The following is a 209-nucleotide window of genomic DNA, read 5'->3' on the forward strand; positions in this document are numbered from 1 at the left end:
AATATCTTTTATATTGGTTGTGTATTTGGGTGAAAGGTGTTCTTGCCGCATTTTCCAGGTGCGTTTTAAATCTTGGCTAGCTAATTTTATTTTATAGTGTCCGTATTTGTTGTTTAGCTTATCTATTGATTGCATGAGAGGTTGGTGCTTGGGGTTTTCTTTTTTAAACATATTAAGCTGAAAATTATTGGTTGGCACTAAGCCTGATA

The 209-nt window shown here is 34.0% G+C and carries 1 protein-coding gene; it reads right to left on the reverse strand.

Going from position 1 to position 209, the window contains the following annotated elements; all coding sequences use genetic code 11:
• On the reverse strand, positions 1–171 hold a 171-nt coding region (locus FUA24_RS03210), incomplete at its 3' end, for a DUF4113 domain-containing protein (RefSeq protein ID WP_317131924.1).
• Positions 172–209 lie beyond the last annotated feature (38 nt).

The sequence above is a fragment of the Seonamhaeicola marinus genome (assembly GCF_008085455.1).